General features: G+C 69.8%; 17 protein-coding genes. 9 read left to right on the top strand and 8 right to left on the bottom strand.

Features of this window, described 5'->3' with window-relative positions:
* The first annotated feature begins 12 nt into the window (after positions 1-12).
* The 3 genes from VO99_RS07465 (at position 13) to VO99_RS28680 (ending at position 4,535) form a co-directional block, all read left to right on the top strand.
* On the top strand, positions 13-1,971 hold the full coding sequence (locus VO99_RS07465; RefSeq protein WP_046112216.1) for a preprotein translocase subunit SecA: 1,959 nt from the start codon (positions 13-15) through the stop codon (positions 1,969-1,971).
* Between the two features lie 90 nt (positions 1,972-2,061).
* The gene (locus tag VO99_RS07460) at positions 2,062-3,024 is read left to right on the top strand and encodes an efflux RND transporter periplasmic adaptor subunit (RefSeq protein ID WP_052736172.1); all 963 of its coding nucleotides are present in this window, start codon (positions 2,062-2,064) and stop codon (positions 3,022-3,024) included.
* The gene (locus VO99_RS28680) at positions 3,021-4,535 is read left to right on the top strand and encodes a sensor domain-containing diguanylate cyclase (protein ID WP_052736171.1); all 1,515 of its coding nucleotides are present in this window, start codon (positions 3,021-3,023) and stop codon (positions 4,533-4,535) included. The genes VO99_RS07460 and VO99_RS28680 overlap by 4 nt, the downstream gene beginning before the upstream one ends.
* A gap of 9 nt (positions 4,536-4,544) precedes the next feature.
* Here VO99_RS28680 and VO99_RS07450 read toward each other — a convergent pair whose 3' ends face one another.
* The gene (locus VO99_RS07450) at positions 4,545-6,611 is read right to left on the bottom strand and encodes a sodium-translocating pyrophosphatase (RefSeq protein WP_046112215.1); all 2,067 of its coding nucleotides are present in this window, start codon (positions 6,609-6,611) and stop codon (positions 4,545-4,547) included.
* Positions 6,612-6,837: 226 nt separating this feature from the next.
* Between VO99_RS07450 and ppa the strand changes: the two genes are divergently transcribed.
* Positions 6,838-7,380, top strand: a complete 543-nt coding sequence (gene ppa, locus VO99_RS07445; protein WP_046112214.1) for an inorganic diphosphatase — start codon at positions 6,838-6,840, stop codon at positions 7,378-7,380.
* A gap of 9 nt (positions 7,381-7,389) precedes the next feature.
* Here ppa and VO99_RS07440 read toward each other — a convergent pair whose 3' ends face one another.
* Entirely contained in the window at positions 7,390-8,538 is a 1,149-nt protein-coding gene (locus VO99_RS07440; protein ID WP_232315296.1) for a GNAT family N-acetyltransferase, read from the bottom strand.
* A gap of 200 nt (positions 8,539-8,738) precedes the next feature.
* Here VO99_RS07440 and VO99_RS07435 point away from each other — a divergent pair, with 200 nt between their 5' ends.
* Positions 8,739-9,077 (top strand): P-II family nitrogen regulator, encoded by a 339-nt coding sequence (locus VO99_RS07435; protein WP_046112213.1) that lies wholly within the window; start codon positions 8,739-8,741, stop codon positions 9,075-9,077.
* Between the two features lie 16 nt (positions 9,078-9,093).
* On the opposite strand, the gene VO99_RS07430 is transcribed toward VO99_RS07435, so the two are convergent.
* From VO99_RS07430 to VO99_RS07405, 6 genes are read right to left on the bottom strand one after another with little or no spacing between them, the layout of a single operon-like run.
* On the bottom strand, positions 9,094-9,675 hold the full coding sequence (locus VO99_RS07430) for an LOG family protein (RefSeq protein ID WP_046112212.1): 582 nt from the start codon (positions 9,673-9,675) through the stop codon (positions 9,094-9,096).
* A gap of 2 nt (positions 9,676-9,677) precedes the next feature.
* Positions 9,678-10,061 (bottom strand): diacylglycerol kinase, encoded by a 384-nt coding sequence (locus VO99_RS07425; RefSeq protein ID WP_046112211.1) that lies wholly within the window; start codon positions 10,059-10,061, stop codon positions 9,678-9,680.
* Positions 10,058-10,591, bottom strand: coding sequence for an RDD family protein (locus VO99_RS07420; RefSeq protein ID WP_046112210.1), 534 nt, complete (start codon positions 10,589-10,591; stop codon positions 10,058-10,060). The genes VO99_RS07425 and VO99_RS07420 overlap by 4 nt, the downstream gene beginning before the upstream one ends.
* A gap of 10 nt (positions 10,592-10,601) precedes the next feature.
* Complete coding sequence (locus tag VO99_RS31810; RefSeq protein WP_052736170.1) at positions 10,602-11,345, bottom strand: DUF3106 domain-containing protein; 744 nt, start codon at positions 11,343-11,345, stop codon at positions 10,602-10,604.
* A complete protein-coding gene (locus tag VO99_RS07410) occupies positions 11,342-11,788 on the bottom strand; it encodes a DUF3619 family protein (RefSeq protein ID WP_046112209.1) in 447 nt (148 codons plus the stop codon). Before VO99_RS07410 ends, VO99_RS31810 begins: the two co-directional genes overlap by 4 nt.
* Positions 11,785-12,360 carry an RNA polymerase sigma factor gene (locus tag VO99_RS07405; RefSeq protein WP_046112208.1) on the bottom strand — a complete coding sequence of 192 codons (576 nt, stop codon included), beginning with the start codon at positions 12,358-12,360 and terminating at the stop codon, positions 11,785-11,787. Before VO99_RS07405 ends, VO99_RS07410 begins: the two co-directional genes overlap by 4 nt.
* A 234-nt stretch (positions 12,361-12,594) precedes the next feature.
* On the opposite strand from VO99_RS07405, the gene VO99_RS07400 reads away from it, so the two are divergent.
* The 4 genes from VO99_RS07400 to pssA all read left to right on the top strand — a co-directional run bounded on the left by VO99_RS07400 (position 12,595) and on the right by pssA (position 17,070).
* Positions 12,595-14,376 carry an acetolactate synthase 3 catalytic subunit gene (locus VO99_RS07400; protein ID WP_046112207.1) on the top strand — a complete coding sequence of 594 codons (1,782 nt, stop codon included), beginning with the start codon at positions 12,595-12,597 and terminating at the stop codon, positions 14,374-14,376.
* 169 nt (positions 14,377-14,545) lie between these two features.
* Entirely contained in the window at positions 14,546-15,037 is a 492-nt protein-coding gene (gene ilvN / locus VO99_RS07395) for an acetolactate synthase small subunit (RefSeq protein WP_046112206.1), read from the top strand.
* A gap of 74 nt (positions 15,038-15,111) precedes the next feature.
* Complete coding sequence (ilvC, locus tag VO99_RS07390) at positions 15,112-16,128, top strand: ketol-acid reductoisomerase (protein WP_046112205.1); 1,017 nt, start codon at positions 15,112-15,114, stop codon at positions 16,126-16,128.
* A 108-nt stretch (positions 16,129-16,236) separates the two neighbouring features.
* On the top strand, positions 16,237-17,070 hold the full coding sequence (gene pssA, locus VO99_RS07385) for a CDP-diacylglycerol--serine O-phosphatidyltransferase (RefSeq protein ID WP_046112204.1): 834 nt from the start codon (positions 16,237-16,239) through the stop codon (positions 17,068-17,070).
* Positions 17,071-17,238 lie beyond the last annotated feature (168 nt).

Genomic DNA, 17,238 nt, shown 5'->3' with positions numbered 1-17,238 from the left:
TTTGCGCCCCCCATGCCGCTGCCGCGCCCGGGCGTGCTGCACGGCGCCTATCCGCAGCGGCCCGATGCGCCGCCGCCGCGCTGGCTGGCCGCGCTGGCCACCGCCTGGCGGCTGCTGCCCCGGCCGGGCGAGTGCCTGGGCACGCGCCGCTTCCTGCAGGCGGTGCAGCAGGCGACCGCGGTGCTGGCGGCGCTGCCCGAGCCCGGCCGCATCGCGCGGCTGCAGGCGGTGCGCGCCACGCTGGCCCGCCAGGGCCTGGCCGCGGCGGTGCTGCCCGAAGCCCTGGCGCTGGCCGCCGATGCGGCGCAGCGCCAGCTGGGGCTGGTGCCGCATGCGGTGCAGCTGCTGGCCGCCCGCACGATGCTGCAGGGCCGGCTGGCCGAGATGGCCACCGGCGAAGGCAAGACGCTGGCCGCCTTCCTGGCCGCGGCGGTGGCCGGCCTGGCCGGCGTGCCGGTGCACCTGGTCACCGCCAACGACTACCTCGTGCAGCGCGACGCCGCCTGGCTGCAGCCGGCCTATGCGGCGCTGGGCCTCGGCGTGGGCACCGTGGTGCAGCCCGACGGCCCGGTGCAGCGCATGGCCGCCTACCGCTGCCACGTGACCTACTGCACCGCGCGCGAGCTGGTGTTCGACTGGCTGCGCGACCAGCTCGCGCGCCGCGGCGCCACCACCGACCTGCAGCTGCGCGCGGCCACCGGCCTGCCGCTGCTGCTGCGCGGCCTGTGCTGCGCCTTCATCGACGAGGCCGACGCCATCCTGCTCGACGACGCCATGACCCCGCTGGTGCTCAGCCACAGCCTGCCCGACGAAGACGAGCTGGCCCGCTGCCGTGCGGCCTGGCGCATCAGCGGCCTGCTGGGCGCGCGGCGCGACTACCGGCTGCACACCGCCGAGCGCAGCGCCGAGCTCACCGAGGCCGGCAGCGCCGCCGTGGCCGCCCATCTGCAGCGGCTGGGCGTGGCGCCGGCGGCGCGGCGGCAGACCACCGATGCGGTGCGGCTGGCCCTGGCCGCACGCCACCTGTACCAGCGCGACCGGCACTACCTGGTGCGCGACGGCAAGCTGCTGCTGATCGACGAAACCACCGGCCGCGTGGCCGAGGGCCGGGTCTGGTCGCGCGGCCTGCAGGCGCTGGTGGAGCTGAAGGAAGGCTGCAAGCCCAGCGGCAGCAGCCGCACGCTGACGCAGACCACCTTCCAGCGCTTCTTTCCGCGCTATCTGCTGCTGGGCGGCATGAGCGGCACGCTGAACGAATCGCGGGCCGAGCTGGCCACGGCCTACGGCCTGGCGCTGCGCCGCATTCCGCTGCGCCGTCCCAGCCGCCGCCTGCACCGGCCGACGCGCCTGCATGCCACCGACGCCGCCCGCTGGACCGGCGTGGTGGCCGAGGCACAGCGGCTGCATGCGGCCGGCCTGCCGGTGCTGCTGGCCACCGATTCGGTGGCCGATTCCGAGCAGGCGTCCGCGCTGCTGGCCCGCGCCGGCCTGCCGCATGAAGTGCTCAATGCCCGCCACGATGCCGCCGAGGCCGCCATCGTGGCGTGCGCCGGCCAGGCCGGTGCCATCACCGTGGCCACCAACATGGCCGGCCGAGGCACCGACATCGCCGTGCCCGCAGACGTGGCGGCCGCCGGGGGCCTGCAGATACTGGCCTGCCAGCACAACCCCGCCCGCCGGCTGGACCGCCAGTTGGCCGGCCGCTGCGCGCGCCAGGGCCAGCCCGGTGCGGTGCAGCGCTGGCTGGCGCTGGACGCCGGCCTGTTCCTGCTGCATCCGCGGCTGGCGCGCGCGGCGGCGGCACTGTGCCGCCGGTTGCCCGGCGCGGTGGTGCAGGGCCCGCTGGCCGACCTGCTGGCGGCGCTGCCGCAGCGCCTGGCCGAGCGCCATGACGCGGGCCGCCGGGCCGCCCTGCGCCAGGACGACCGGACCACCTGCGAGCAGCTGGGTTTTGCAGGGCCGGCGGATTGATTGGAGGTGGCAAAAATGACCAAAACACTACTTTGGTATGGGCTTTCTGCCGATATCCACCCATCGCAATGTGGCCGCCGGCCCCGCACCATGACGTTTCGTGTCTTCCATCCGCAGTCACTGTCGCAGTTGCATCCGCCTTCCCGCCCGCGCGGCCGACTGCGCCGCCTGGCCGCCGGGGCTGCCTTGTGCGCCGCCGCCCTGGCCCCGGTCGACGCCGCTGCCCAGCAGGCGCTGGGCTGCCTGATCGAGCCTTCGCAGACGGTGGAGCTGGGCGCGCCCGTGGTGGGCGTGGTCAGCCGCATGCTGGCCGAGCGCGGCGACAACGTGCGCAAAGGCCAGGTGCTGGTGCAGCTGTCCGCCGCGGTGGAACGCGCCGGTTATTCCGCCGCCGAGCAGCGCAGCCGCGCGCAGGCCGAGCTGGCCTCGGCCGAGAGCGCCGAGGCCTTCGCCCACAGCAAGCTGCAGCGCACCCGCGAGCTGCATGGCCAGGCCTTCGTCTCCGCGGTGGCGGTGGACCAGGCGGTGGCCGATCACGCCATGGCCGCCGCCCGCACCCGCCAGGTGCGCGAGCAGCTCGAAGTGGCCGCGCAGGACCTGGCCGTGGCCGGTGCGCAGCTGGGCCAGCGGGTGATCCGCAGTCCGCTGGACGGCGTGGTGCTGGAGCGCTACGCCTCGCCCGGCGAGCGGGTGGAGGACAAGCCGGTGCTGCGCCTGGCGGTGCTGGACCCGCTGCGGGTGGAGGTGCTGATGCCGGCCGCCGCCTTCCTGCGCATCCGCCCCGGCATGGCCGCCACCGTGCTGCCCGAACTGCCCGGCCTGCCGCCCCAGCAGGCGCAGGTGCAGCTGGTGGACCGCACCATCGACGCGGCCAGCAGCTCCTTCCGCGTGCGGCTGCTGCTGCCCAACCCCGACGGCGCGCTGCCCGGCGGCCTGCGCTGCAAGGTCAGCTTTGCCGGCCTGGCGGCACCGGCGCCCACGCCCGCCGCCACGCCCGCCGCCGCGCCCGCCGCCGTGCCCATGCCCGCGGCCCTGGCGGCGCCGCGGCCATGATGCTGGTGCGCCTGGGCCCGGCCGAACGCATCGCCATCGGCCTGGCGGCCCTCACCAGCCTGCTGGTGCTGCTGCTGGACCTGCTGCTGGGCGTGTTCCCGCCGGCCGGCGAGCCGGAGCGCATGGCCCGCGTGCGGCTGGCCAACACCGTGTCCACGCAGCTGGCGGTGCTGGTGCAGCAGCCCGATCCGGCGCCGCTGCTGCGCCGGGCGATGGAGCAGGCGGTGGCCGCCGACGGCGAGCTGCTGTCGATGGCGGTGCGCCGCATCGACGGCAGCCTGCTGGCCGCCACCGAAGGCCATGCGCACTGGGTGCCGCCGCCCGGTGGTGGCTCCTCGGTCACCCACCTGATGGTGGAGGTGCGGCGCCAGGCCCAGCCCTGGGGCCAGGTGGAGATGCGCTTCGCCCCGCCGGCGGCCGACTGGCGCTGGCTGCAGTTCATGGCCGGCATGTGGCTGGCCGGCGGCCTGCTGTATGCCTTGTTCCTGCGCCGCGTGCTGCACCACCTGGACCCCGGCGCCGCCGTGCCCGAGCGTGTCAAGCATGCCTTCGACACGCTGACCGAGGCGGTGATGATCGTGGACCGCGCCGGCCGCATCGTCATGGCCAACCGCGCCTTCGACGGGCTGCATCCGCAGGCGGCCGCGGCCGACCGGCTGGGCAAGCCGGCCTCGGGCCTGCAATGGCTGGTGCAGGCCATGCCCGCCGAGCCGCACGAGCATGCCTGGCACCGTGTGATGGACAGCCGCGAAGCCAGCACCGGCGAGGTGCTGGCCATCCCGCAGCCCGACGGTGCGCCGCCGCGCCGGCTGGTGCTGCATGCCACGCCGGTGAAGGACACCCGTGGTGCCGTGCGGGGCGCACTGGTCACCTTCGACGACGTGACCGAGCTGGACCGCATGAACACCGAGCTGCGGGCCGCACTGGGCGCGCTGGAGGCGTCGCGCCAGGAGATCGAGGCCAAGAACCGCGAGCTGACCGAGCTGGCCACGCGCGATCCGCTGTCGGGCTGCTTCAACCGGCGTGCATTGTTTGCCGCCTTCGAGCCGATCTTCGCCCGTGCGCTGGCCGCGCGGCAGCATGGCGATGCCAGCGGCGGCGGCCTGTGCGTGGTGATGGCCGACATCGACCACTTCAAGTCCTTCAACGACCGCTATGGCCATGCGGTGGGCGACCTGGTGATCAAGGCCGTGGCCCGGGCACTGGGCACCACGCTGCGGCCGCAGGACATCCTGGCGCGCTACGGCGGCGAGGAGTTCTGCATCCTGCTGCCCGGCCTGGACATCGACGAGGCCCGCCAAGTGGCCGACCGGCTGCGCCAGCAGATCGAGCGCCATGCCGGCGAGCACATCGAAGGACAGGGCACGCTGCGCATCACCAGCAGCTTCGGCGTGGCCTCGGTGGCGGGCGGCGCGGCCAGCGCCCAGGCGCTGCTGGAGCAGGCCGACGCCGCCCTGTACGCGGCCAAGAAGGCCGGCCGCAACCGCGTGGAATGCGCGGTGCTTGTCTAGACAGGTCGTCTATCCGATCACACCGGCCGGCAGCAGCGGCACGATCAGCAGCGCCACGATGTTGATGATCTTGATCAGCGGATTGACCGCCGGGCCGGCGGTGTCCTTGTAGGGATCGCCCACGGTGTCGCCGGTGACGGCGGCCTTGTGCGCCTCGCTGCCCTTGCCGCCGTGGTGGCCGTCCTCGATGTACTTCTTGGCGTTGTCCCAGGCGCCGCCGCCGGTGCACATGCTGATGGCCACGAACAGGCCGGTGACGATGGTGCCCATCAGCAGCCCGCCGAGCGCGGCCGGGCCCAGCAGCAGGCCCACCAGGATCGGCACCACCACCGGCAGCAGGCTGGGGATCACCATCTCCTTGATGGCGGCGCTGGTCAGCATGTCCACCGCCTGGCCGTACTGCGGCTTGGCCGTGCCTTCCATGATGCCGGGGATCTCCTTGAACTGCCGGCGCACCTCGACCACCACGCTGCCCGCGGCGCGGCCCACGGCCTCCATCGCCATGGCGCCGAACAGGTAGGGGATCAGCCCGCCGATGAACAGCCCCACGATCACCATGTGGTTGCTCAGGTCGAAGCTCACCTGCATGCCGCGGGCCTCCAGCGCATGGGTGTAGTCGGCGAACAGCACCAGAGCGGCGAGGCCGGCGGAGCCGATGGCATAACCCTTGGTGACGGCCTTGGTGGTGTTGCCCACCGCGTCCAGCGGGTCGGTGACGGCGCGCACGCTGTCAGGCAGCTCGGCCATCTCGGCGATGCCGCCGGCGTTGTCGGTGATGGGGCCGTAGGCATCCAGCGCCACCACGATGCCGGCCATGCTCAGCATGGAGGTGGCGGCGATGGCGATGCCGTACAGCCCGCCCAGCGCATAGGCGGCCACGATGGCGATGCACACGAAGATCACCGGCCAGGCGGTGGAGCGCATCGACACGCCCAGGCCCGCGATGATGTTGGTGCCGTGGCCGGTGGTGCTGGCCTGCGCCACATGTTGCACCGGCTTGTATTGGGTGCCGGTGTAGTACTCGGTGACCCACACCAGCGCGGCAGTGAGCAGCAGGCCCACGATGCAGGCGCCGAACAGCCGCATCTGCGTGCCCGCACCCAGCGCGTCGTCGGGCATCACCGCGGCGGTGACGAACCAGAAGGCGATGAGCGAGAGCAGGCCCGAGACCACCAGGCCCTTGTACAGCGCCGGCATCACGTTCTTCATGCCCGGGCTGGCCTTGACGAAGGCGCAGCCGACGATGGAGGCGATGATGGAGACACCGCCGAGCACCAGCGGATACAGAACCGCGGCCATCGGGGCCGCGGTCACCATCAGCGCGCCGAGCGCCATGGTTGCAATGAGCGTGACGGCATACGTCTCGAACAGGTCGGCCGCCATGCCGGCGCAGTCGCCCACGTTGTCGCCCACGTTGTCGGCGATCACCGCCGGGTTGCGCGGGTCGTCCTCGGGGATGCCGGCCTCCACCTTGCCCACCAGGTCGGCGCCCACGTCGGCGCCCTTGGTGAAGATGCCGCCGCCCAGCCGCGCGAAGATGGAGATGAGCGAGGAGCCGAAGGCCAGCCCCAGCATCGGCTTGAGCGCGGCCGACAGCGCCTTGCCGTCGGTGGTGGAAGCGTTGCCCGCCACGAACCAGAAGAAGAGCGACACGCCCAGCAGGCCCAGGCCTACCACCAGCATGCCGGTGATGGCGCCACCCTTGAAGGCCACGTCCAGCGCCGGGCCGATGCCTCGCGTGGCGGCCTGCGCGGTGCGCACATTGGCCCGTACCGAGACGTTCATGCCGATGAAGCCGCAGGCGCCCGACAGCACCGCGCCCACCACGAAGCCGATGGCGGTGGTGAGGTCCAGGAAGATGCCCATCAGCACCGCCAATACCACGCCCACGATGGCGATGGTGCGGTATTGCCGCGCCAGGTAGGCCGCCGCACCCTGCTGGATGGCGGCGGCGATCTCCTGCATGCGCGCGGTGCCCGCGTCCTGCCGCAGGATCCAGCTTCGCTGCACGAAGCCGTAGATGACAGCGGCCAGGCCGCAGGCCAGCGCTGCATACAGCGCCATCTGATTCGACATCGGTTCTCTCCTCTTCCAGTGGGTCACATGGTGCGGATCGAGTGCCAGTCTTGTCTTGTTACGCACGCCTGTGGGTGGCGCCTGGGCTGGCAGTGCCGGGCCATGCTACGGGAAGGTCATGCACGGATTGCATGGTGTTTTCCTTGTGCTGCCGGCGCGCCGTCAGGGCCGCGAAAAGTGCGGCTCATAGAATCGCGCACCTCCCATCAGAGCCTCGAGAAACCGCATGAGCCTTGAAAAAGTCAGCCCTGGCAAGAACGCCCCGGACCAGTTCAACGTGATCATCGAGATACCGATGAACGCGGACCCGATCAAGTACGAAGTGGACAAGGACAGCGGTGCGCTCTTCGTCGACCGCTTCATGACCACGGCCATGCACTACCCGTGCAACTACGGCTACGTGCCGCAGACGCTGTCCGACGACGGCGACCCGGTGGACGTGCTGGTGATCACGCCGTTCGCGCTGTCGCCCGGCGTGGTGGTCACCTGCCGCCCGATCGGCGTGCTGAAGATGGAAGACGAAGCCGGCGGCGACGCCAAGCTGCTGGCCGTGCCCATCGACAAGGTGCTGCCCATCTATACCCACTGGCAGAAGCCCGAGGACATCAACCAGATGCGCCTGAAGGCCATCCAGCACTTCTTCGAGCACTACAAGGACCTGGAAGCCGGCAAGTGGGTCAAGGTGCAGGGCTGGGAAGGCCCCGAGGCCGCCAAGGAAGAGATCCGCTCGGGCATCGAGGCCTACAAGAAGGCCAGGCAACAGGCCTGAGCCGAACCGCTAGCCGGGCGGCTTGAAGGGGTTGCGCTCCTTCAGTTCGTCCACGTAGGCGCCAATGCCGGCGCCTTCCTGTTCCAGGAAATCGGCCACGGCCGATGCAAAGCGGCGGTCGGCCAGCCAGTGGGCCGAGGCCGTCTTCACCGGCAGCAGGCCGCGGGCCATCTTGTGCTCGCCCTGCGCCCCGCCTTCGAAGCGCTGGTAGCCGTTGGCAATGCACCAGGCCAGCGGCTGGTAGTAGCAGGCCTCGAAGTGCAGGCAGGGCACGTACGCGGTGGCCCCCCAATAGCGGCCGTAGGCCACCCGGCGCTGCGGATCCAGCGCGATCAGCGATGCGCCGATGCGCTGCCGCTGCGCCCCTTCACCCTGCCACGCCACGAACAGCAGCCAGTGCTTCGGCATGTGGCGCGCCATCTCGGTGAAGAAGGCCCGCTGGAGGTAGGGCCTGGAATGGTGCGCCCGGTAGGTGAGGGTGTAGCAGCGGTGGAAGAAGTCCCACAGGTCGTCGTCGATCTGCTCGCCGTGATGCACCGTGAAGCTCACGCCGGCCTCGGCCACCTTGCGCCGCTCCTGCTGGATCTTCTTGCGCTTCTCGCGCTGCAGGCTGCCCAGGAAGGCCTCGAAGCTGGACCACGGCTGGCCCTGCGGCGCGGTCCAGTGGAACTGCACGCCTTCGCGCAGCAGCCAGCCGGCACGCTCGAAGGCGGCGCGGTCGGTCTCGTCGAAGAACAGCAGGTGGGCCGACGACAGCTTGGCCTGGCGGGCAAAGGCGGCAATGGCCTGCACCAGCAGGTCGCGCGCGGCCTCGTCCACCGCCAGCAGCCGCGTGCCGGGCACCGGCGTGAAGGGCACCGCGCCCAGCAGCTTGGGGTAGTAGGCGAGGCCGTGGCGCTCGTAGGCATCGGCCCAGGCCCAGTCGAACACGTATTCACCGTAGGAATGGGTCTTCAGGTACAGCGGGCAGGCGGCCAGCAGCCGGCCGTCCTGCTCCACCGTGACGAAGGCGGCCGACCAGCCGGTGGACGCCACCGCGCTGCGCGAACGCTGCATCGCCAGCAGGTATTCATGGCGCAGGAACGGGGTGGGCGAGGGCTGGGCGGCCAGCAGGGCGTTCCAGGCTGCGGCGTCGATGCCGGCGAGGTCGTCGTGCACCCGGATCACCGGCTCGGAACCCGGCGGCAGGGGGGTCGGGGCGGGGGGCAGATCATGTGCTTTCACCCCCGGATCATCGCCTGCCGGGCGGCGCCCGCGCGGTGACCCGCCATGAGGCCGGGGCGCTGCCGCCACCATCCCCGGGGCCGGGGGCTTCCATGCTTAAATCAGCGTAATTTGACGCATTCCCGGAGCCCGCCATGAAACAGATCACCGCCGTCATCAAGCCCTTCAAGCTCGAGGAAGTGCGCGAGGCGCTGGCCGAGGTGGGCGTCTCCGGCCTCACCGTGGTGGAGGTCAAGGGCTTCGGCCGCCAGAAGGGCCACACCGAGCTCTACCGCGGCGCCGAATACGTGGTGGACTTCCTGCCCAAGGTGAAGGTGGAAGTGGTGGTCAAGGACGATGACGTCGACCGCTGCATCGAGGCCATCGTCAAGGCCGCCAAGACCGGCAAGATCGGCGACGGCAAGATCTTCGTCTCGCCGATCGACCAGGTGGTGCGCATCCGCACCGGCGAGACGGACGAGTCGGCGATCTGAAGCACCCCGCCGGGCGCTACAGCTTGGAGTAGTCGTCCGGCGCGGTGGCCCGTGCCGCTGCGGCGGCCAGCCGCTGCATCAGCCGCTGCGCGTCGGTGTCCACGATCAAGGCCTCGAACTGGGGCTGGGACACGAAGCCGCGCTGGTGGCTGATGCGCGTGAATTCGAGCAGCGCGTCGTAGTAGCCATCGACGTTGAGCAGCGCCACCGGCTTGTCGTGGTAGCCCAGCTGCTGCCACGACCACATCTCGTAGATCTCCTCCAGCGTGCCGATGCCGCCGGGCAGCGCGACGAACACGTCGGATGCCTCGGCCATGGCCAGCTTGCGCTGGTGCATGGTGTCCACCACCTGCAGCTCGGTCAGGCCGCGGTGGCCCACTTCCCGCGCCATCAGTGCCTGCGGGATCACGCCCAGCACCTCGGCGCCGGCGGCCAGCGCCGCATCGGCCACCGCGCCCATCAGGCCCACCTTGCCGCCGCCGTACACCAGCCGGCCACCGGCCTGGCCGATGAGCATGCCCACCTCGCGGGCGGCCTGCAGGAAGAGCGACGAATCCCCCGTGCGGGAGCCGCAGTACACACACACCGACAACGCCATCGTCAACCTCCTCCCCACCGATGCCACCCGGCGGCAAGCCAGATGCCGCCGCACAGCAGCAGCGACATCAGCACCGCCGCACTGCCGATGTCCTTGGCGCGCTTGGACAGCGGGTGATGCTCCAGCGACACCCGGTCCACCACCGCTTCGACGGCGGAATTGAGCAGCTCCACGATCAGCACCAGCAGCACGCTGCCGGCCAGCAGCGCCACCTCCACCCAGCCCCGCCCCAGCCAGAAGGCGGCCGGCAGCATCAGCACCGCCACCCACACTTCCTGGCGGAAAGACGGTTCGCCGGCATAGGCCGCGCGCAGCCCCGCGGCCGAGTAGCCGGTGGCATACAGGATGCGGGCGAGGCCGCTGCGGCCCTTGTCGGGCCGGGTCATGCCGCGGCCGTGCGCCGCGGCGGGCGCACCGGCCGCCAGGTGATGAGCTGCGTGCCGCACAGGGCGTCGTGCAGGAACTGCCGCTGCGGATGCAGCCGGGCCAGCGCGGCATAGGTGGCCACGCCGGCGATCAGCAAGGCGGTGATGGCGCCCAGGCTGTGCAGCCCGGCCAGCCAGGCGGTGGCCGTGGCGGGCAGGAACCAGATCCAGCTCAGCAACGAGCGCGCCAGCGCCCGGCCCTGGCTCAGCGGCTGGCCGTCACGGCGCACCACCCGCACATGCCAGGCCTTCATGGCCACCGTCTGGCCGCCATGCGACCAGAACCACACGAAATACACCGTGAGCACCAGGAAGAGGAAGGCCATCAGCCCGTGGCGGCCCTCCAGTGCATTGCGCTGCTGCGTGAGGCTGCTGTAGAGGTAGCCGGCGATCATCACCACGCCGAACAGCAGCACGCCTTCGTAGAGGAAACAGGCCAGCCGGCGCCAGATGCCGGGAATGTCGAATTGCGGGGGGCGCTCAGCCGTCATGTAACAGGGGTCAAGGGCCCTCGGACGCCGGCTCGGAGGCCGGCGCCGAACGCGCCGCGGCTCCCTGGGCGCCACGCTTGGGCAGCAGGGTGGTGGAGTCGACGAAGGCCGGCGTGGCCGCGATCTTGGGCACGCCGGTCTGCTGGTGCAGCGGCGGCTTGGCCGGGCGCGACAGCAAGGTGGTGGTGGCGCCGGGCCCGGCCTGCACCACGGTGGGCGCCACTGGCCGCACCGGCGTGGGCGCCGAGGGCGCGCGCACGATGTTGCTCTTGCTGCCGTCGGTGTGGGTGGCCGAGCCGGGCAGCAGGGTGTCGCGGTCGTTGCGCGGCGGGCGGGCCCGGTCGGCCAGCCGGCGCTTCTCGTCGGGCGGCAGGGCCTGGTAGCTCTCCCAGCGGGCCTTGCGCTCCTCGGGGCTGATCTGCCGCGCTTCCTGGAAATTGATGCGGGCCTGGCCGCGCTCGCGCGGCGACAGCTTGGCCCATTCGGCCATGCGCTGCTGCATGCGCTCGCGCTCGTCGGCCGACATCCCCGGGAAGCGCGCGGCAATCTCCAGCCACTTCTGCTGGCGCGACGCATCCAGCGTCGCCCAGTCGCGCTCCAGCGGGGCCAGGGCGCTGCGCTGCGGCGCGCTCAGGCGCTTCCAGGGCGTGCCGTCACCGCTGGTCTGCGCCAAGGTGGCGCCGGTGGTGCACAGCAGTGCCAGCAGCAGCCCGCGGGCCGCCTGCCGTTGCAGCAAGCGCAGTGCAGCGGTCATTCGGCCGCGGTGCGCAGGAACTCGACGAAGCCGGGATCGGCATAGGCGTCGGGCGGCACGCTGTCGGACAGCAAGGCGGTGTCGATCTCCACCGCGGCCTGGATCTGCGAGCGGCTCTGCCATTCCTGGATCAGCAGCAGGCCGCCGGCCAGCACCAGCAGCGGCAGCGCCGAGCCCAGCCGCAGCCACCAGTTGGTGCCGCCGCCGCGGCCCAGGCGCAGGGTGCCGGCCATGCCGTGGCCCAGGGCCACCACCGGCTCGGCGCTTTCAGCGGCCTGGCGCACCGCACGGGCGCGCTGCAGCGCCTGCTCGCGCGCGAAGCGCAGGCGGGTGTCGATGTCCGGCGGGGTGCCGGCGGCCACCGCTTCGCTCAGCCGCGCGGCCACGCGGCGCGCGAACTGGTCCTGCAACGATTCGGGGGCCAAGGAAGATGTGTTCGTCATGGTGCAATTCCCTTGGAGCGAAGTGCCTTCGCGAGTGCATGGACCGCCCGTGAGCAGTGCGTCTTGACGCTGCCTTCGGAGCAACCCATCACGGAGGCGGTCTCTGCGACGTCGAGTTCCTCCCAGTAACGAAGCAGGAAGGCCTCGCGTTGACGGGCCGGAAGCTCGCCGACCTGGGTATCGATCAGTTGCAGGATCTGCGCCCGCGACACGCTGTCGGCCGCGCTCTCGGCGCCCAGGCTGCCGTCGGCGCTTTCCAGCGCTTCCAGCAGATCGAAATCGCCGCCGCCCGCGTCGTCTTCGGACGATTCGAACGACGAGAGGTTCCGTACCACCGCATTGCGCACCTTCTGCCGCCGGAACCAGTCCATGGTGGCGTTGGACAGGATGCGCGGAAACACCAGCGGCAGCTCGGCCGCAGGCCGGTCGGCGTACTTCTCGGCCAGCCGGATCATCGAGTCCTGCACGATGTCCAGTGCGGCATCGTCGTCGCGCACCGCGTACACGGTGCGCTTGAAGGCGCGCTTTTCCACGCTCTTCAGGAAATCGGATAGTTCTTTGTCGGTGGCCAAGGCAGCAAGAGGCGGCAGCCCCTGTTGCGAGGCCGGCGGATTATGGCACCGGGCCTGCACGTCCATCCCCCAAAGGTGCCAGGAGTGATGCCATAATCCTCGGCTCAGCACATCTTGCTGGGGGGCACGCCGATCTGGGGCGCCTCCCGGCAGCACCGGCTCCACATCCGCCTCACGAGGGCGCGAGAAGGGGCACCGATGGTTTTTCGTCAGAGAAAATCGCAAAGGTCAGTCATGGACATCTCCCCCGCCGAAATCAAGCGCGCCGCCTCGGCGCAGCCTTCCTCCCCCCACGCCGCCTCCGCCGACCCCAACGGGTCCGAGATCCTCGTGCGCTGCCTGCAGGCCGAAGGCGTCAAGTATCTCTGGGGCTATCCCGGCGGTGCCGTCCTCTACATCTACGACGCCCTGTACAAGCAGGACACGATCGAGCACGTGCTGGTGCGCCACGAACAGGCCGCCGTGCATGCCGCCGACGGCTACGCACGCGCCACCGGCGACGTGGGCGTGGCGCTGGTCACCTCGGGCCCGGGCGTCACCAATGCCATCACCGGCATTGCCACCGCGTACATGGATTCCATCCCGATGGTGATCATCACCGGGCAGGTTCCCACGCCGGCCATCGGCCTGGACGCCTTCCAGGAATGCGACACCGTCGGCATCACGCGGCCCATCGTCAAGCACAACTTCCTCGTCAAGGACGTGCGCGACCTGGCCGCCACGCTGAAGAAGGCCTTCCACATCGCCCGCACCGGCCGGCCCGGCCCGGTGGTGGTCGACATCCCGAAGGACGTCTCGCTCAACACCGCCCCCTTCGTCTACCCGGACAAGGTGGAGATGCGTTCGTACAACCCGGTGCGCAAGGGCCACGGCGGCCAGATCCGCAAGGCGGTGCAGCTGCTGCTGCAGGCCAAGCGCCCCTACATCTACACCGGCGGCGGCGTGATCCTGGGCAATGCCTCGGCTGAGCTGCGCGAGCTCACCGCGCTGCTGGGCGCGCCCGTCACCAACACGCTGATGGGCCTGGGCGCCTCGGCCGCCAGCGACCCGCAGTTCCTGGGCATGCTGGGCATGCACGGCACCTACGAAGCCAACATGACGATGCAGAACTGCGACGTCCTGCTGGCGGTGGGCGCGCGCTTCGACGACCGCGTGATCGGCAACCCGAAGCACTTCGCCTCGGTGGAACGCAAGATCATCCACGTGGACATCGATCCCTCGTCGATCTCCAAGCGCGTGCGGGTGGACATCCCCATCGTCGGCGACGTGAAGGACGTGCTGGTCGAGCTGATCGCCCAGATCCGCGAGGCGCAGAGCAAGCCGGACACCGCGTCGATGTCGGCCTGGTGGAGCCAGATCAACGAGTGGCGCAAGCGCGAGTGCCTGAAGTACAAGGGCAGCAGCGAGGTCATCAAGCCGCAGTACGTGATCGAGACGCTGTGCGAGCTCACGCGCGACCGCGACACCTACATCACGTCCGACGTCGGCCAGCACCAGATGTGGGCCGCGCAGTACTTCCGCTTCGAACAGCCGCGCCGCTGGATCAACTCCGGCGGCCTGGGCACCATGGGCGTGGGCCTGCCGTATGCGATGGGCATCAAGCTGGCCAAGCCGGACAGCGACGTGTTCTGCGTCACCGGCGAAGGCTCGATCCAGATGTGCATCCAGGAGCTGTCGACCTGCCTGCAGTACAAGACGCCGGTCAAGATCCTGTCGCTGAACAACCGCTACCTGGGCATGGTGCGCCAGTGGCAGCAGCTGGACTACGGCGGCCGCTACTCGCACAGCTACATGGACGCGCTGCCCGACTTTGTGAAGCTGGCCGAGGCCTATGGCCACGTGGGCCTGAAGATCGAGAAGCCGGGCGACGTGGAAGGCGCGCTGCGCGAAGCCATGGCGCTGAAGGACCGCACCGTGTTCCTCGACATCCGCACCGACCCCACCGAGAACGTGTGGCCGATGGTGCAGGCCGGCAAGGGCATCAGCGAGATGCTGCTGGGCTCGGAAGACCTGTGAAGCGCCACTAGGCAGGTGAGGGCGGCTGGCGTTACCGCGCGGCCGCAGCCACCTGCCGAAGGGTGCCGACCAGCTTCCGGCCGACTCACTTTTTCCTCAACCTCGCACAGCGTGGCCAAGGGCCGTCGGTTACCGCCGCCGGTCTGAAGAGCGCGCAGGACGAAAACTCATGAAACACGTCATTGCCCTGTTGCTCGAGAACGAGCCGGGCGCCCTCTCGCGCGTGGTGGCCTTGTTTTCCGCCCGCGGCTACAACATCGAGAGCCTCACGGTCGCCCCGACCGAGGACCCTTCGCTGTCGCGCATGACCATCGTCACCAGCGGCAGCGACGAGGTGATCGAGCAGATCACCAAGCACCTGAACCGCCTGATCGAAGTGGTCAAGGTCGTCGACCTGACCGAAGGCGCCTTCACCGAGCGCGAGTTGATGCTCATCAAGGTGCGCGCCGTCGGCAAGGAGCGCGAGGAGATGAAGCGCATGGCCGACATCTTCCGCGGCCGCATCATCGACGTCACCGAGAAGAGCTACACCATCGAGCTGACCGGCGACTCCGGCAAGCTCGACGCCTTCATCGAGGCGATCGACCGCACGGCCATCCTGGAGACCGTGCGCACCGGCACCAGCGGCATCGGCCGCGGCGAACGGATTCTTAGAGTCTGACCCACCCCCGGCAGAGCCGTTTTCGCGGCGGCTGCTTGTTCACTGAACCCACCTAATTTCTGCTGGAGAGAACCATGAAGGTCTATTACGACAAGGACGCCGACCTGAGCCTGATCAAGGGCAAGAACGTCACCATCATCGGCTACGGCTCGCAAGGCCATGCCCATGCCCAGAACCTGACCGACAGCGGTGTCAAGGTCACGGTCGGCCTGCGCAAGGGCGGTGCCTCGTGGAGCAAGGTCGAGAAGGCCGGCCTGAAGGTGGCCGAGGTGGCCGAGGCCGTCAAGGGCGCCGATGTCGTGATGATGCTGCTGCCCGACGAGCAGATCGCCGACGTGTACAAGCGCGACGTGGAGCCCAACATCAAGGAAGGCGCCTCGCTGGCCTTCGCCCACGGCTTCAACGTGCACTACGGCCAGGTGATCCCGCGTGCCGACCTGGACGTGTGGATGGTCGCACCCAAGGCCCCGGGCCACACCGTGCGCGCCACCTACCAGCAAGGCGGTGGCGTGCCCCACCTGATCGCCGTGCATGGAGACAAGAGCGGCAAGGCGCGTGACCTGGCCCTGAGCTACGCCGTGGCCAACGGCGGCGGCAAGGCCGGCGTGATCGAGACCAACTTCCGCGAAGAGACCGAGACCGACCTGTTCGGCGAGCAGGCCGTGCTGTGCGGCGGCACCGTCGAGCTGATCAAGGCCGGTTTCGAGACGCTGGTGGAAGCCGGCTACGCACCCGAGATGGCCTACTTCGAGTGCCTGCACGAGCTGAAGCTGATCGTGGACCTGATCTACGAAGGCGGCATCGCCAACATGAACTACTCGATCTCGAACAACGCCGAATACGGCGAGTACGTCACCGGCCCGCGCGTGGTGACCGAAGAGACCAAGAAGGCCATGAAGCAGTGCCTGAAGGACATCCAGACCGGCGAATACGCCAAGAGCTTCATCCTGGAGAACAAGGCCGGCGCGCCCACGCTGCAATCGCGCCGCCGCCTGACGGCCGAGCACGACATCGAGGTGGTCGGCGAGAAGCTGCGCGCGATGATGCCGTGGATCAAGAAGAACCGCCTGGTCGACCAGTCGAAGAACTGATCGCCATCGGCGATCTCCGGGCCGCGGCGGCCCGGGCCTTCGCCGGCCCGGGTTCCGCGGCCTTCGGCTGTCTGCGGCCCTCATATCTCTGCGGGGTATGCTTTGAAGATGAATGACCAGAACGACGCAGCCCTGTCGCTGCAGGAACCCGACGACCTGCGCGACCGGCCCCGCCGCAAGGGCATCTACATCCTGCCCAACCTGTTCACGCTGGCCGCGCTGTTCGGCGGCTTCTATGCGGTGGTGATGGCGATGAACGGCCGCTTCGAGCAGGCGGCCATCGGCATCTTCATGGCCGCGGTGCTGGACAGCCTGGACGGCCGCGTCGCCCGCATGACCAACACGCAGAGCGCCTTCGGCGAGCAGATGGACAGCCTGTCGGACATGGTGAGCTTCGGCGCCGCGCCGGCGCTCATCACCTACGAATGGGCGCTCAAGGGCCTGGGCAAGGCGGGCTGGATCGCGGCCTTCGTGTACTGCGCCTGCGCCGCGCTGCGGCTGGCGCGCTTCAACACCAACATTGGCGTGGTGGACAAGCGCTACTTCCAGGGCTTGCCCAGCCCGGCCGCGGCGGCGCTGATCATCGGCTTCATCTGGGTGATGGACGACGCGGGCTTCCGCGAGGTGTGGAGCCTGCCGTGGCTGGCCTGGTCCGCCTTCGGCGCCACGCTGTACGCGGGGCTGACGATGGTGACCAACGTGCCGTTCTACAGCTTCAAGGACGTGAGCTTCAAGCGCTCGGTGCCGTTCATCGTCATCGTGCTGATCGCGCTCGGCATCGCGGTGATCAACATCCACCCGCCGATCGTGCTGTTCGCGCTGTTCTGCGTGTACGGCCTCTCGGGCTACGGCGTGTACGTATACCGCAAGATGAAGGGCCGGCCGGTGAGCGTGATCGCCACGTCCACCGATGAGCCGGACGAGGAAGGCCTTCATCGCTAGAACACGTTCCCCCATTCGGGTGATATATTCGTGGCCATGTCGTTCCGCATCGCAACCACCTCGCTGCTACTAGGCGTGCTTCAGGCGCGCTGAACGATCTCGTCCAGAATTTTTTTCTCCCCGGATCAACGGCCCGCCCAGCGCAACGCAGCGGGCCGTTTGCTTTTG

The sequence above is a fragment of the Aquincola tertiaricarbonis genome, from assembly GCF_000969605.1.
Lineage (GTDB): Bacteria > Pseudomonadota > Gammaproteobacteria > Burkholderiales > Burkholderiaceae_C > Aquincola > Aquincola tertiaricarbonis.
The sequence above is the reverse complement of the archived record's forward strand: the minus strand, read 5'-3'. Positions and strand labels throughout refer to the sequence as shown.

Excerpts from the sequence above, each read along its gene's own strand:
- VO99_RS07465 (WP_046112216.1), top strand. The coding sequence starts at position 13 with ATGCCGCTGCCGCGCCCGGGCGTGCTGCACGGCGCCTATCCGCAGCGG.
- VO99_RS07460 (WP_052736172.1), top strand. The coding sequence starts at position 2,062 with ATGACGTTTCGTGTCTTCCATCCGCAGTCACTGTCGCAGTTGCATCCG.
- VO99_RS28680 (WP_052736171.1), top strand. The coding sequence starts at position 3,021 with ATGATGCTGGTGCGCCTGGGCCCGGCCGAACGCATCGCCATCGGCCTG.
- VO99_RS07450 (WP_046112215.1), bottom strand. The coding sequence starts at position 6,611 with ATGTCGAATCAGATGGCGCTGTATGCAGCGCTGGCCTGCGGCCTGGCC.
- ppa (WP_046112214.1), top strand. The coding sequence starts at position 6,838 with ATGAGCCTTGAAAAAGTCAGCCCTGGCAAGAACGCCCCGGACCAGTTC.
- VO99_RS07435 (WP_046112213.1), top strand. The coding sequence starts at position 8,739 with ATGAAACAGATCACCGCCGTCATCAAGCCCTTCAAGCTCGAGGAAGTG.
- VO99_RS07430 (WP_046112212.1), bottom strand. The coding sequence starts at position 9,675 with ATGGCGTTGTCGGTGTGTGTGTACTGCGGCTCCCGCACGGGGGATTCG.
- VO99_RS07425 (WP_046112211.1), bottom strand. The coding sequence starts at position 10,061 with ATGACCCGGCCCGACAAGGGCCGCAGCGGCCTCGCCCGCATCCTGTAT.
- VO99_RS07420 (WP_046112210.1), bottom strand. The coding sequence starts at position 10,591 with ATGACGGCTGAGCGCCCCCCGCAATTCGACATTCCCGGCATCTGGCGC.
- VO99_RS31810 (WP_052736170.1), bottom strand. The coding sequence starts at position 11,345 with ATGACCGCTGCACTGCGCTTGCTGCAACGGCAGGCGGCCCGCGGGCTG.
- VO99_RS07410 (WP_046112209.1), bottom strand. The coding sequence starts at position 11,788 with ATGACGAACACATCTTCCTTGGCCCCCGAATCGTTGCAGGACCAGTTC.
- VO99_RS07400 (WP_046112207.1), top strand. The coding sequence starts at position 12,595 with ATGGACATCTCCCCCGCCGAAATCAAGCGCGCCGCCTCGGCGCAGCCT.
- ilvN (WP_046112206.1), top strand. The coding sequence starts at position 14,546 with ATGAAACACGTCATTGCCCTGTTGCTCGAGAACGAGCCGGGCGCCCTC.
- ilvC (WP_046112205.1), top strand. The coding sequence starts at position 15,112 with ATGAAGGTCTATTACGACAAGGACGCCGACCTGAGCCTGATCAAGGGC.
- pssA (WP_046112204.1), top strand. The coding sequence starts at position 16,237 with ATGAATGACCAGAACGACGCAGCCCTGTCGCTGCAGGAACCCGACGAC.